Annotated in this window: 12 protein-coding genes; 5 read left to right on the top strand and 7 right to left on the bottom strand. The window is 62.8% G+C overall.

All coding sequences use genetic code 11. From position 1 onward, the window contains the following. The first annotated feature begins 121 nt into the window (after nt 1–121). Genes H6851_10655 through H6851_10640 form a run of 4 tightly spaced genes read left to right on the top strand, consistent with a single transcriptional unit; the run spans nt 122 to nt 3897 of the window. The gene (locus H6851_10655) at nt 122–1090 is read left to right on the top strand and encodes a substrate-binding domain-containing protein (GenBank protein MCB9944061.1); all 969 of its coding nucleotides are present in this window, start codon (nt 122–124) and stop codon (nt 1088–1090) included. Between the two features lie 19 nt (nt 1091–1109). Next, a complete protein-coding gene (locus tag H6851_10650; protein MCB9944060.1) occupies nt 1110–2138 on the top strand; it encodes a ribose ABC transporter in 1029 nt (342 codons plus the stop codon). Continuing rightward, nucleotides 2128–2916 carry a sugar ABC transporter ATP-binding protein gene (locus H6851_10645; protein MCB9944059.1) on the top strand — a complete coding sequence of 263 codons (789 nt, stop codon included), beginning with the start codon at nt 2128–2130 and terminating at the stop codon, nt 2914–2916. The genes H6851_10650 and H6851_10645 overlap by 11 nt, the downstream gene beginning before the upstream one ends. A 33-nt stretch (nt 2917–2949) precedes the next feature. Beyond that, nucleotides 2950–3897: an aldo/keto reductase gene (locus H6851_10640; GenBank protein ID MCB9944058.1), complete on the top strand. Its 948-nt coding sequence runs from the start codon at nt 2950–2952 to the stop codon at nt 3895–3897. Between the two features lie 97 nt (nt 3898–3994). Here H6851_10640 and H6851_10635 read toward each other — a convergent pair whose 3' ends face one another. After that, nucleotides 3995–4717 carry a hypothetical protein gene (locus H6851_10635; protein MCB9944057.1) on the bottom strand — a complete coding sequence of 241 codons (723 nt, stop codon included), beginning with the start codon at nt 4715–4717 and terminating at the stop codon, nt 3995–3997. Between the two features lie 124 nt (nt 4718–4841). On the opposite strand from H6851_10635, the gene H6851_10630 reads away from it, so the two are divergent. Further along, the gene (locus tag H6851_10630) at nt 4842–5408 is read left to right on the top strand and encodes a nucleotidyltransferase family protein (GenBank protein ID MCB9944056.1); all 567 of its coding nucleotides are present in this window, start codon (nt 4842–4844) and stop codon (nt 5406–5408) included. 20 nt (nt 5409–5428) lie between these two features. On the opposite strand, the gene H6851_10625 is transcribed toward H6851_10630, so the two are convergent. From H6851_10625 to H6851_10600, 6 genes are all read right to left on the bottom strand, one after another. Beyond that, nucleotides 5429–7069 (bottom strand): BCCT family transporter, encoded by a 1641-nt coding sequence (locus tag H6851_10625; GenBank protein ID MCB9944055.1) that lies wholly within the window; start codon nt 7067–7069, stop codon nt 5429–5431. 55 nt (nt 7070–7124) lie between these two features. Next, nucleotides 7125–7541, bottom strand: a complete 417-nt coding sequence (locus H6851_10620) for a universal stress protein (protein ID MCB9944054.1) — start codon at nt 7539–7541, stop codon at nt 7125–7127. A 462-nt stretch (nt 7542–8003) separates the two neighbouring features. Next, complete coding sequence (locus H6851_10615) at nt 8004–8414, bottom strand: helix-turn-helix transcriptional regulator (protein MCB9944053.1); 411 nt, start codon at nt 8412–8414, stop codon at nt 8004–8006. A 357-nt stretch (nt 8415–8771) separates the two neighbouring features. Continuing rightward, complete coding sequence (locus H6851_10610; protein MCB9944052.1) at nt 8772–9794, bottom strand: Gfo/Idh/MocA family oxidoreductase; 1023 nt, start codon at nt 9792–9794, stop codon at nt 8772–8774. Then, the gene (locus tag H6851_10605) at nt 9791–10789 is read right to left on the bottom strand and encodes a Gfo/Idh/MocA family oxidoreductase (protein ID MCB9944051.1); all 999 of its coding nucleotides are present in this window, start codon (nt 10787–10789) and stop codon (nt 9791–9793) included. The genes H6851_10610 and H6851_10605 overlap by 4 nt, the downstream gene beginning before the upstream one ends. Beyond that, nucleotides 10782–12680 carry a hypothetical protein gene (locus H6851_10600; protein MCB9944050.1) on the bottom strand — a complete coding sequence of 633 codons (1899 nt, stop codon included), beginning with the start codon at nt 12678–12680 and terminating at the stop codon, nt 10782–10784. Before H6851_10600 ends, H6851_10605 begins: the two co-directional genes overlap by 8 nt. Nucleotides 12681–12720 lie beyond the last annotated feature (40 nt).

Raw genomic sequence — 12720 nt, 5'->3', positions numbered from 1 at the left:
CGCGATGGCCCCTCCCGCCCGGCAAAAGCGCCCGGCCATGGGCTATTGCCGCGCAACGGACACGCTGGTAGCCTTGCCTGATCGTCCGTTCCAACGCGGCGGCAACAGGGAGGAATTTCGAATGCACAGGGGTTTTGCGGCTTTGGCGGCACTGGCGGTGTGGGCTGTGGGCAGTGTGGCCGGCGCCCAGGACAAGCCGGTGGTGGCACTCATTCCGGGTCTGACCACCGATGCCTTCTATATCACCATGGAAAAAGGTGCCCAGGCGGCAGCCGACGAACTCGGTGCGGAACTGATCTTCCAGGGCGGGCCGGAATTCAATCCGACCGTGCAGGTTCCCGTCCTGCAGGCCGTGATCGCCCGTCATCCGGATGCGATCCTCATCGCCCCCACCGACAAGCAGCAGCTCATCGCGCCGATGAAGCAGGCTTTCGACGAGGGCATCAAGATCCTCACCGTCGACACCTTCATCGATGACGGCAAGTACCAGGACGGTTCCGGCGAAGGCGACTTCCCGCTGTCCTACATCGCCTCCGACAACGTACTCGGCGGGAAGATGGCCGCCGACGCGCTGGCCAAGGCCATTGGCGAGGAGGGCAAGGTCTACGTCTCCAACGTCAAGCCCGGCGTCTCCACCACCGACCAGCGTGAGGAGGGCTTCAAGGAGGCGATGGCGGCCTATCCGGACATCGAGGTGCTCGAAACCCAGTTCAACGACGACGACGCCAACAAGGCTGCCGCGCAGGTCCAGGCCGTGTTCGCCCGCAATCCCGACCTCAAGGGCGTGTTCGGCGCCAACCTGTTCTCGGCCATCGGTGCCGCGGACGGCGTGAAGGCACTCGGCAAGACCGGCGAGATCAGGGTCGTCGCCTTCGACACGCCGCTGCGCATCGTCGACGACATCAAGAGCGGCCTGATCGACATGGCCATTGCCCAGCATCCCTACGATATCGGCTACGAGGGCGTGAAGGCCGCGGTTGCCGCCATCAAGGGTGAGCCGGTCGAAACGTCGATCGGGACCGGCTTCACGGTCATGGACGCCTCGAACATCGACGAGCCGGACGTCCGCGCCCGGATCTACTCCGACTGAACGCCACGGACCCACATCGGTGAGCACATCGTCGGATGACGGCGGCGAGGGCGGGAGACATCCCGCCCTTTCCTTCCTCGTCAGGGCGTGGCCCTGGCTGTTCCTCATTCTCCTTTGCGTGTTCTTCGAGACATGGGCGCGGGCCAGCTACGGCATCTCGTTCCTGCTCAACAAGTTCAACCTGCAGAGCATCGCCCTCTTCGCGGCCTTCCCCCTGCTTCTCGGGCTGGGGCAGACCTTCGTGATCATCGCCGGCGGCATCGACCTCTCGGTGGGCTTCGTTATGGGCTTCACCGCCGTCATCATGGCCCGTGTCATGCAGGCGCTCACGCCAGTCGATCCGGCGCTGGCACTGTTCGCCGGGATCGTCGCCGCGTTCCTCATCGCCATGGTGCCGGGCTGGATCAACGGCACGCTGATCTCGCGCCTGCGGGTCCCCCCCTTCATCGGCACGCTCGGCATGTTCGGCGTCGCCCGGGGCATCGGCTTCCTTGCCGCCGGCGGCACCACCGTTCCGGTGAACAATTCCTGGCTGTTCGCCATGGGCAACGCGAAGCTGTTCGAGATTCCGCTGCCCGTGGTCATCACCATCGTCATCCTGCTGGCCATGCACTGGACCTTGAGCCAGTCGAAGTTCGGCCAGTACACCTACGCGCTCGGCGGCAACCGCACGGCGGCCGTGCGCTCGGGCATCAACGTCCGCAGGCACACGCTCTACCTCTACATGATCTCGGCGGGCTGCGCCGGCATTGCCGGGATGATCTACACCGCGCGGTTCTCGGCGGGCGCCGCCCAGGCCGGCGAACCGATCCTGCTCGACTCCATTGCCGCGGTGGTCATCGGCGGCGCGTCGCTGTTCGGCGGTTCGGGAACCATCATCGGCACGCTGATCGGCGCTCTCATCATCGCCATCATCCAGTTCGGCCTCGTCTTCATCAATGTCGAGCCGTTCTGGCAGTTCGTCGCCGTGGGAATCGTCATCATCGTCTCGGTGCTGATCGACCAGAGCCGCGAGCGTCTCACCGGGGAGCGCCACGATGCCGAGTGAAGCCACGACCGCCGCGCAAGCCGGCACGACCGCCGACCGCGAACCCATCCTGAGCTGCGTCGAACTCTCCAAGCGCTTCGGCGGCGTTCATGCGCTGGACAAGGTGAGCTTCGAGGTCCGCCGCGGCGAGGTCCTGGCGCTGGCCGGCGACAACGGTGCGGGCAAATCCACCCTGATCAAGACGATCTCCGGCGTGCACAAGCCGGACGAGGGAGAAATGCGGTTCAAGGGGAACCGCATCAGTCTCGACAATCCCCGCCATGCCCGCGAACTCGGCATCGAGACCATCTACCAGGACCTGGCTCTCGCCGACAATCTCGATGTCGGCGCCAACGTCTTCCTCGGCCGCGAGCCCACCACCCGCTTCCTCGGGCTCGAACGCCTCGACAGGCCGAAGATGCGGGCCGTAGCCCATGACGTGCTGGAGACACTCGACATCGACATTCCAAAACGCAAGCTGCGCGAACCGGTGCGCAACCTGTCGGGCGGCCAGCGTCAGGCGGTGGCCATCGGCCGGGCGATCTACTGGAACGCCGAACTGCTGATCATGGACGAGCCCACTGCGGCACTGGGCGTGCCCGAACAGCGCAAGGTCAAGGAACTGATCCTGCGGCTGAAGGACCAGAACGTGGCGATCATCTTCATCAGCCACAACCTGGTCGATATCTTCGACGTCAGCGACCGCATCATGGTGTTGCGTCGCGGGATCAAGGCCGGGGAACGGCGACCGGCCGAAACTGACCACAACGAGGTGGTCAGGCTGATGATCGGCGGATAACCTCACCATAGCCGGAACAGGGGAGCAGACGGCATGGAGTACACGACACTCGGCCGGACCGGCCTCAGGGTCGGCGTCGCCGGACTGGGCTGCGGCGGCAGCAGCAGGCTCGGCATGGGCCATGGACGGACCGCAGAGGAGGCTGCCGGCATCGTCCGCGCGGCCTTCGACCTGGGCGTGAACCTGTTCGACACGGCCGAAGCCTACCGCACCGAGGAGGCGGTCGGGCTGGCGGGCCTCCCCCGCGACGAGATCGTCCTCTCGACCAAGTCGCGCATCGTCGTCGACCAGCGGCTCGTCGGCCCGGATGAGCTGCTGGCCGCTGTCGACGGCTCGCTGAAGCGGCTGCGCACCGACCATGTCGACGTCTTCCACCTCCACGCCGTCCCTCCGGAACATTACGAACACGCGCTCGAACTGCGCGGAACGCTGGAACGGGCGAAGGCCGCGGGCAAGATCCGTCACGTCGGCATCACGGAAACCGGCCCGGCCGATCCCGGGCACCGGATGCTCGAACGCGCGACACTCGATCCGGGCTGGGAGGTGACGATGCTGGCCTTCCACATGCTCAACCAGAATGCAAAATCCCCGGTTCTGGAAAATACCCGCAGGCTCGGGATCGGCACCTTCGTCATGTTCGCCGTGCGCGCCATCTTCAGCCGCCCCGAACGCCTGGCGAGCGCGCTTTCGGAACTCGCCGATGCCGGCAGCATCGACAGCGCCGACCCCGCCCAGCTCGACTTCCTCATCCACCAAGGAGGTGCCGCATCGCTCATCGATGCCGCCTACCGCTATGTCCGTCACGCGCAGGGGACCGACGTCATCCTGTTCGGCACCGGCGATCGCGACCACCTCGCGGCCAATATCCGCTCGATCACGGCCCCGCCCCTGCCCGCAGCCGATGTTCAAAGACTCGAGGCCCTCTACGGGCACCTCGTCGGCGTCGGTCTCGACCGGCCCGAGGGACGGGACAGGAGCTGAAGCAGACAAGATCGTCCGGTAAAGGATGACGTATGGCACATGATGGGCATGTCAAATTTAACAGAATTTTTATGTAGAATTTTCGTGTGAAAAGACGTCAGGTGTCCACCCGGCCTTTTTGCGGATCGGCCGGCATGGCTGCAATTTCGGAACGCGAGAACTGCCGTATCCTTCCGGCCCAGCCGGCCGGCATCAGGATCCCCGACAGGCGAGACAACAGGGATGCCGGACGGGTGCAGGCAGACGGCACCATCGCCTTCAGCCGTGCCAGCACGTGTTCGCACAGATCGCGCAGCAGCCGCAGTCGTCCGCTTTCACGCTGGCGCGATGCCGGGTTCGCCGTACGCTGCCGTCCGCACCTCGCCACCCCGGCCTCACCGGCAACCGCCGTTCCGCGACCGCAAGGACCGTCACCGTCGATCCGGCGAAGCGCGGATTCCAGCAGCCTGTCCAACGGCCCGACATGACCCTTGCGATGCGCGGCCCGTTCCAGCCACGCACGCGCGGCATCCTCCCGGACCGATGCTCCATTCACCCGGCCTTCCAGTTCGCGGAACCATTCCAGAACATGCGGGGCAATCAGCCGGCGAAGACCGTCGCGGTCCGGGCAGACGCGCTTCATCGCCGCGATCACGGCCGCCACATGCGGCAACCGCTCCATCCTTCCGACATCCGCAGCGGCGACATTCATGCCGGGACCGCCAAGAATCTCCTTGCGCCCGGTGACCACCAGCCAGCACACCTTCAGGAATCGTGGCGCCCGCCAGCGGGAGGCCCGGCGGACAATGGCTCTTGTGGTCGGAGTGACGGATAGGGTCATGACCGTTACCATACCGCGCACACAAACAGGTATCAAGGAATATTTTCTTATAATGGAACAATCTTCGACCCTTTGCCGCGATATCGGCCTGATCGCCTCCTGCCTGCGCGCAAGCCAGGAGGCCATGGACTGCCTCGAAGCAGTTCGTTCGCTGGAACTGCCGGATGCATGGATTTCCGCGGGTTTCGTGCGCAACCGGGTGTGGGACCGCCTGCACGGCTTCAGGCGGGAAACGCCGCTGAACGACATCGACCTGCTGTTCTTCGATCCCGCCGATGCAAGCCGGGAACATGAGGCGGCTGTCGAGCGGAGGCTTGCCGCCATTCTTCCCGGCCGCCCCTTCGAGGCCCGCAACCAGGCCCGCATGCATCTCAAGAACGGCGATGCACCCTATGTCGATACCTTCGATGCCCTGTTTGGCTGGATGGAGACACCGACGGCGATCGCCGTGCGGGTGGACGATGCCGGAACGCTGCATTTCCTGCACCCATTCGGCATCGACGACCTGATGATGATGCAGGTGCGCCCGACGCCACGGGCCGTCGGCTGTATCGAGGTCTACAACGAACGGATGGCGGCGAAACGCTGGCCGGAAATCTGGATAAAGGTCCGCGTGCTCGGCGATCCTCCCGACATGGCCGTACCTCGCCGCCAGCGCTCGGCCGTCCTGGCGGTTCCCGGCCGCAACTGACCGGGAACCGCCCGTGGCCCCTACCGCGGCTCGGAACGCAGCCCCTTGAAGATGGCCCAGCACATGAGCAGCAGCACGACCGTGAAGGGCAGCCCGGTCGAGATCACCATGGCCTGCAGGGCGCTCAGGCCACCACCGACCAGAAGCACGATGGCGACGGCTCCCTCGAACGTCGCCCAGAACACCCGCTGGGGAACCGGCGCATCGACCTTGCCGCCGGCGGTGATGGTGTCGATCACGAGAGACCCCGAGTCCGACGAGGTGACGAAGAACACGATCACCAGCACGATCGCGATGACCGAGGTGATCGAGGACATCGGCAGCCCTTCGAGCATGGCGAAGAGTGACAGCGGCGGATCGTAGGTATCGATCACGTTGGCCTTCACCGCCGATGTGGCCGGGTCGGAAATCACCTGATCGATGGCGACACCGCCGAAGACGGCCATCCACAGGACGCAGACGATGGAGGGAATCAGCAGGACACAGACGATGAATTCGCGCACGGTGCGTCCGCGCGAAACGCGCGCGATGAACATGCCGACGAACGGCGACCAGCTGATCCACCAGGCCCAGTAGAACGCCGTCCAGCCGTCGCGATAGGAATCGTCGGTGCGGCCAAAGGGGGCCGAGAGCGGAATGATCTCGCGGGCGTAGGCGAGCATTCCCTCGCCGAAATCACTGAGGATCGCGAAGGTCGGCCCGGCCAGCAGGACGAAGACCAGCAACAGCGCGGCGATGCCCATGTTGATCTCGGAGAGCAGCTTCACGCCGCCATCGAGCCCGCGCAGCACGGAAAAGAGCGCGATGCCGGTGATGATGGTGATCAGAACGATCTGCACCGTCGTGCTGACCGGCACGCCGAAGACATGGTGCAGTCCGGCATTGGCCTGTTGCGCGCCGAATCCGAGGCTGGTGGCCAGTCCGAACAATGTGGCGAAGACGGCCAGGGTATCGATCACATGGCCTGTCCAGCCCCAGATCCGCTCGCCGAAGATCGGGTAAAAGGCCGAACGTATGGTCAGCGGCAGTCCCTTGTTGAACGAGAACAGGGCAAGGGCCAGCGCCACGACGGCATAGATCGCCCAGGGATGCAGTCCCCAGTGATAGATTGTCGCCGCGAGGCCCATGGCCTTGGCGCGGTCGACATTCTCCGGGATGAGATTGCCATCGGCGTCGAAGGGAGACGCGGTGCCGAGGGGACTGGAGATCGCCATGTGGTAGACCGGCTCCAGGACGCCGAAGAACATCAGCCCGATGCCCATCCCGGCGGCGAACAGCATCGCGAACCAGCCCATGTAGGTGAAGTCCGGCACGGCCTCCTTGCCGCCGAGACGCACGCTTCCCCAGGGGCTGACGATCAGGAACAGGCAGAAGATGACGAAGATATTGGCGGCACTGAGGAAGAACCAGTCGAATGCCGAGGTGAGCCACGGCCTCAGCCAGCCGAAGAAGGCACTCGCCTGTTCGGGCAGTGCGAGCGCATAGAAGACGAAGGCGACAATGGTCAGGGCCGAAACCATGAAGACCGGATTGTGCACGTCGAAGTCGAACGGGCCCAGCCGGCCCTCGTAGTTGTCCTGCCCGATCTCATATTCCGTGTCGATGAGTTCCGTATGACCTTCGGGAGCAGGGATGCCCGCTGAGTCCTCGGCATTCGCCATGAACCGTCCTCCTGTTGCCTGTTTCTGTTCTTATGCCGTCACGATGCGCCGTCGTTCAGCCGCGCACGAGAAAGACCGAAGTCCGCGCGTGATTGGCGAGGTAGCTTCCATGCGAGGACCAGATGTAGTCGGTCACCCTCGGAAGATGCGTGGCCATGACCACCAGGTCGGCATCGATCTCCTCGACGGCCCTGGCAAGCTTCGCATCGATATCGATCGCCGGGTCGTTGGCGACAATCACATGGGCCTTGGCCCGATGGCCATGTGCCTTCGCCTGCTCTGCCGCGAACATGTCGAGCTTCTCGCCGAATTCCTTGGGGCTGTGGCCCAGTTCTCCCGGTTCGGGACTGGTGACACCGACATAGGTTACGGTCGCGCCTTCCGCCTTGGCCACGGCGGCCGCTGCTGTCAGGGCCTTGCCCAAAGCGGAAACATGTCGCAAATCCACCGGAACCATGATCGTATTGAACATTATGATCGCCCCTCGTCATCTCCATGATTTTCTCGCATGGGAGCCTATGAAAATGTTTCAAGGCTGTCCACCATGATCTGGAAAATACAAGCCCATTCTTCACGCAGGCTTTCTATCATCTAATTTATAGAGATATTTATTTCCATGTCGTGACGAAGCGGCGGATGCTTTGCCCCGCGCGTCGAATTCAGAAGCAATAGATATGCCATGAATGATACATGGCTCCAATGCCATGGGTATTCATGAAACACGAATGCGTCGACAGCACAGTCGCCCTGACGACACGCAATGCCGACCTTGCGGCATATGCCGAATTATATCGGGAAGACATGATCGGGAGCGCCCGCCAATACTCGACGATTGGCCGAAGCGCTCCTTTTCATGGTTCAGCCATGATATTCCAATGGATCAGATCGCATGATGACTACGAATATTCTCGATTGATCCGGGAACGTGGCCTGGTCAATCGTCCTCGGAAAGGTCCTCGGCATTGGCGAGAGCGCGGGCGAGGCTGCACAGGGCCTCCTGGTGGCGGCGCGAGGGCAGCGAGATGAAGTTACGTGCCAGCTCCAGCAGCATGCGCTGCTGCGGGGTCGGCTTGAAGTTGCGCTCGTCGTCCATGCCCTCGAAGAAATAGGACACATCGACGCCGAGTGCCTGGGCAATCGTGTAGAGCCGCCCGGCGGCGATGCGGTTGATGCCCTTCTCATACTTGTGGGCCTGCTGGTAGGTCACACCGATGAGTTCGGCCATCTGCTGCTGGGTCAGGCCCAGCATGATGCGCCGTTCGCGCATCCGCGAGCCGACATGTCTGTCGATATCTTGAGCGCGAGACCTGCCGGGACCCGATTGGGCGGTCGGCTTTGCCATCATTGTCGTCGTCATCTTTTCTCTCCGAACAAGAATGACCTTCCGGAACGCCACGCATCGACTTTGCCTGGTCTGGCCCTGGAAGACCCGAGGGCGACGATTTGCTGTCACCCTCAACTTCTACCCGAAGTTAGTCGATGAATATTTAAGAAAAGTTAATTGAACGACGGCAACGACAAATAATGTCGAATCATTCTCCTTTATGGATCGCAACTCAACGTTTGGCTCTTCTGAAATTGTTGTGTTTGTTGGATTAAGATGGTTAATTTTTATTTGGTTAATTACTTCATAATCACAGCAATAACCGATTCCGTTCGCAACCAAAGCGGTGCGATCACCCAGATCAGCAAGCTTTTCGGGTCAACCGGCGATTTTTGCCGGATTCACGGCACGCCCGTCCTGCGCGGAGGCATAGGCCGCTTCGACAAGGGTGAAGGTCTTGAGATTATCGCGGCCCGAAGTTGCCGGCACGACATTGCCGCGCAGGCAATTCACCCAGTGCTGCTGGGTATTAAGAACACTTTCCTGAACAAGTGCCCATTGCGGGTCGGCCCAGGCCGGCACGGTGGGCGATACATCGAGACGCTCGATTCCGTCGGGTTCGTGAATCTCCAGCACATAGTCGCGCAAGAGCCGCAGGCTGCCCTTTGTCCCATCAATCTCCACCAGTGTCTGTGGAAACGGGTCGGGATCGATGCGTGTGGTGTAGCTGCATACCACCTCGCTCAGCGCGCCCCCCTGATGCTCGAGCACCATCACCGCAGTGGCCTCGCCGCGCGCCGTGGGATGCGTGCGCTGGGTGCGGCAATGGATGGACGTCGCATCCCCCATCAGGAACCGGGCGATATCCAGCACATGAATGCCGAGATCGAGGATGATGAACCTTTCGACATCGTTCAGATAGGGTTGCCCGGCGACCACGTCGTAGCCCGTGCACCAGCTCACATGGGCAAAGAACGGCTCGCCGATTCGTGCCATCGCTCGCCGCAGTTCGATCATCGGCGTCTGGAAACGGAAGTTCTCATGCACCATGATCGGCAGTCCCGCCGCCTCGACCGTAGCGAGGATGCGCTGTACGGCTGCGATATCGGGCGCAAACGGCTTCTGGCAGATGCATGGCACGCCATGCCGTGTCGCAAGCTCCACCAACGCCTCGTGCGTCTCCATGGTCGTGGCGATATCGACGAAATCGAGGTCCATTGCCTCGAACATCGCCTGCGCATCGGTAAATGGTGTCGCGCCGGTAAGGTCGCCCGCAGCGCCCGCCTTCGCCGCATCGCGGTCGCAGACGGCCACGAGTTGCGCTCCCTCGACATCTCCCCAGGCCTTCAGGTGGTTCTGAGCGAAGAAACCACAGCCGATCACAGCTCCGCGCAAGGTCATGCCGCAGCCTCCTCATAGGCCCGCCAGGCCAGATCCAGCACCTTCAGGTTGTCGGCCCCCGAGGTGGCCGGATCGACATCGCGACGCAGGCAGTCGAGCCAGTGCTGCTGGATGGCAACGACGCTCTGCTCGATGAGACCGTCGCCGGATCGAACCCAGGCGGGCGATTTCGGCGACACGTCGAAATTCTCGCCGCCACGACTGTTCGACACACGCATATGAAAACCTTCGCCAATCTCGATGGTGCCCTCGTCGCCGGCGATACGCAGCAGCGTCTGTGGAAACGGATCGGGCTGCATCCATGTGGCAAAGGAGATATCGACCAGGGTTGCGGCCTCGTCGTCATGACCGAGGCTGATGACCACGCTGTCCTCGCCTGCCAGTTCCCTCTGCACGCGGCGCGTACGTGCGTACAGATCATGCACCTCACCCATGAAGAAGCGCGCGAGATCGAGCATGTGCACCCCGACATCCATGATCGCCAGTTGTGGCTCGGTGCGCAGATAGGGTTGGGCGGAGAATATGTCGTGGTGGTGACGATGCTGGATGCGGGCATAGTTGGGTCGCCCGATACGCCCATTGTCGATCATCCGCCGGGCCGCCTGCATCGGGGCCTGATAGCGGAAATTCTCATGCACCATGAAGTGCACGCCAACCCGTCCGCATACATCCACCATCGCCGTCGCATCATCACGATCGAGCGCCAGCGGCTTCTGGCAGATGACATGGCAACCGGCATCCACTGCAAGCTCGACCAGCGCACGATGGGTCTCGTGAGTGGTGACGATGTCGACGAAATCGGGTTTCAGTGCATCGAGCATGGCGGCAGCGTCACCGAATGCCCGCCCGCCGACGATATCGGCTCCCGCTTCGGCGCGGCGGGAATCGAGATCGCACACACCTGCAATGGTCACGCCTTCGAGATCTTTCCAGGCATGAAGATGGTTGCGGGCAAAATAACCGGCACCAATCACGCATCCACGAATTTCACCCATGAGAGAACGCCACCGAATAGGCATCGAGAGTCATTCCCTCGACCGTTGGATGGTCAAGCCATTGCGGATCGGTACAGGCCGCCTCGAAACCCGACACATCGAGAAGCGCCATGCTCTGCGGCAGGTGGACGGGATCCATGCCGGTATTGGCGATGGCCGTGCCCCGACCGGTCTCGATGGCCACTGCCGTATCGCCAAACCTCTTCACGACCGCCTGTTCACCCGCACGTCCGATCAGCCATCGCATCACATGATAGACCGGATAGACCAGAGGCCCGGTCCGGGCGGAAAAACCCGGAGCGGGATGGACTGCCGGATCATGGAGAATACCCAGCGGACCGCTGATGTGATTGAGTAGCAGCGCCTCCAGTCCGCAAGGCAACAGGGCTGCCGCATGGGCCAGGCTCCACGAGGCCGCGAACAGCCCTCGCTGGCGGGGGTCGGGATCCGCCATCGCAAAGCGCCGGTTCTCCGGGTTGGGAATGAGCGCTGCCCCATAGGGATTATGGCGCATTCCGATGGCCGAAGGTCCGAGGCGCACCGGCTTGCCCCCGGCAAGCCCATGGGCACTGCGGGCGACCTGCGGCAGGGCCTGAAGCGTTTCCATGACGGAGACATCGTCACCAGCGTGAACGATGGCCGTTGTGGTATGACTGACCAGGTCGATGCACGCCGTCGGCGGCCGCTTTCGGTTCAGTTCGGTAAAGTAGCTGAGCATGCCGCCCGCGATGCGGGCAGCCGGAAAGGCCCTGCGCGCCTCGTTGTAGATATGGGCCAGATCGGGAACGTTCGGCCACGGCCCGACCGGCTGGATGCTCTTGAGGTACGGTGCCGGGCATGGCAGCACGATGGCCGGTTCGAGCCCTGCCTCCCGACAGAGATCCGCAGCCCGGGTCAGTTCCTCCGCCGGGGTTTCCTGCGGCGACAACACCAGTTCGAGCTGGATCGATGCCCCCATGGCCTCGGCGATGTCGCGACAGGCGGCAAGCCCTGCACCATCGTCTCCGGCATCGAGATCGAGGTAAAAGGATAACCAGTCGGCCGGGGGAACATCCCCGATGCGCGAATGGGCATGCGACGCCGCTTCCGGCATCAGACCCAGGCCGATCGGCGGGATCCTGTGGGATTGCGATGCGTCAGCCACCGATCCACCGGCAGACCCGGGTTCGCCCTCGAAGCTGACGATGACGGCCTGTTTCCAGGTACGTCCCGGCTCAAGGCGATAGGGCCACGGATCGAGCAGCGAGGCGACATAGGTCTTGTAGGAGGCATCGGTCCAGTTGCGCTGGTCCTCCATCTCGAACTTGCCGTCCGGATCGTGCGGCAACTCGGCCTCCATCCGGCAGGTGCAGGTCAGCCCCGGTGCGGGCGCATGTGTCATCGCGCGAATGGAAAAGATCGGCTGCCCGGGCGATATCAACAGGGGAAAGCAGGTCTCCTCACGGGAACCATCGCAATGCTCCACCGTTACCGGCGCGCCAGCCGTCCCTTCGATGGGATGAAGGATCGTAAATCCGGTACGATTGGTGTCGAATGCCGTTTCAGCCTGACCTTCGACCCGGAAGACGAGACTGCGGATACCGGCCTGAATGACCACGTCGTAGACATAGCGAATGGGCTCGGCATCGACGGTCCCGCGAAAGCGCACGGTAACGGCCCTGTCGTCATCGCGGTCGACCGAGAAGTTCGAAAGTTCGGCTACCGGTGTTGCCCAGTTCGCATCGCGGACCAGATAGTCGATGCCGCGAATGGCCTCGACACCCCGATAGCGGATGTAGCGGACCCGCCCGCCATCGAGCATGAACGACAATGGCCCGACCTCGATGAGTTCTGCCGGTTCCTCGGCACTGTCGGTACCGACCAGGGCAATCGAACGTGAAACAGACATCATGCCTCCCCTGCATGGGCGGGAGATCCTGCACCACCAGACC

The organism is Geminicoccaceae bacterium (assembly GCA_020638465.1).
GTDB lineage: Bacteria > Pseudomonadota > Alphaproteobacteria > Geminicoccales > Geminicoccaceae > JAGREO01.
This window is presented reverse-complemented; position numbering and strand designations above follow the sequence as displayed.

What these genes read in the sequence shown, in the direction of transcription:
- H6851_10655 (MCB9944061.1), top strand. Translation starts at nt 122, where the DNA reads ATGCACAGGGGTTTTGCGGCTTTGGCGGCACTGGCGGTGTGGGCTGTG.
- H6851_10600 (MCB9944050.1), bottom strand. Translation starts at nt 12,680, where the DNA reads ATGATGTCTGTTTCACGTTCGATTGCCCTGGTCGGTACCGACAGTGCC.
- H6851_10620 (MCB9944054.1), bottom strand. Translation starts at nt 7,541, where the DNA reads ATGTTCAATACGATCATGGTTCCGGTGGATTTGCGACATGTTTCCGCT.
- H6851_10645 (MCB9944059.1), top strand. Translation starts at nt 2,128, where the DNA reads ATGCCGAGTGAAGCCACGACCGCCGCGCAAGCCGGCACGACCGCCGAC.
- H6851_10625 (MCB9944055.1), bottom strand. Translation starts at nt 7,069, where the DNA reads ATGGCGAATGCCGAGGACTCAGCGGGCATCCCTGCTCCCGAAGGTCAT.
- H6851_10635 (MCB9944057.1), bottom strand. Translation starts at nt 4,717, where the DNA reads ATGACCCTATCCGTCACTCCGACCACAAGAGCCATTGTCCGCCGGGCC.
- H6851_10630 (MCB9944056.1), top strand. Translation starts at nt 4,842, where the DNA reads ATGGACTGCCTCGAAGCAGTTCGTTCGCTGGAACTGCCGGATGCATGG.
- H6851_10610 (MCB9944052.1), bottom strand. Translation starts at nt 9,794, where the DNA reads ATGACCTTGCGCGGAGCTGTGATCGGCTGTGGTTTCTTCGCTCAGAAC.
- H6851_10605 (MCB9944051.1), bottom strand. Translation starts at nt 10,789, where the DNA reads ATGGGTGAAATTCGTGGATGCGTGATTGGTGCCGGTTATTTTGCCCGC.
- H6851_10615 (MCB9944053.1), bottom strand. Translation starts at nt 8,414, where the DNA reads ATGATGGCAAAGCCGACCGCCCAATCGGGTCCCGGCAGGTCTCGCGCT.
- H6851_10640 (MCB9944058.1), top strand. Translation starts at nt 2,950, where the DNA reads ATGGAGTACACGACACTCGGCCGGACCGGCCTCAGGGTCGGCGTCGCC.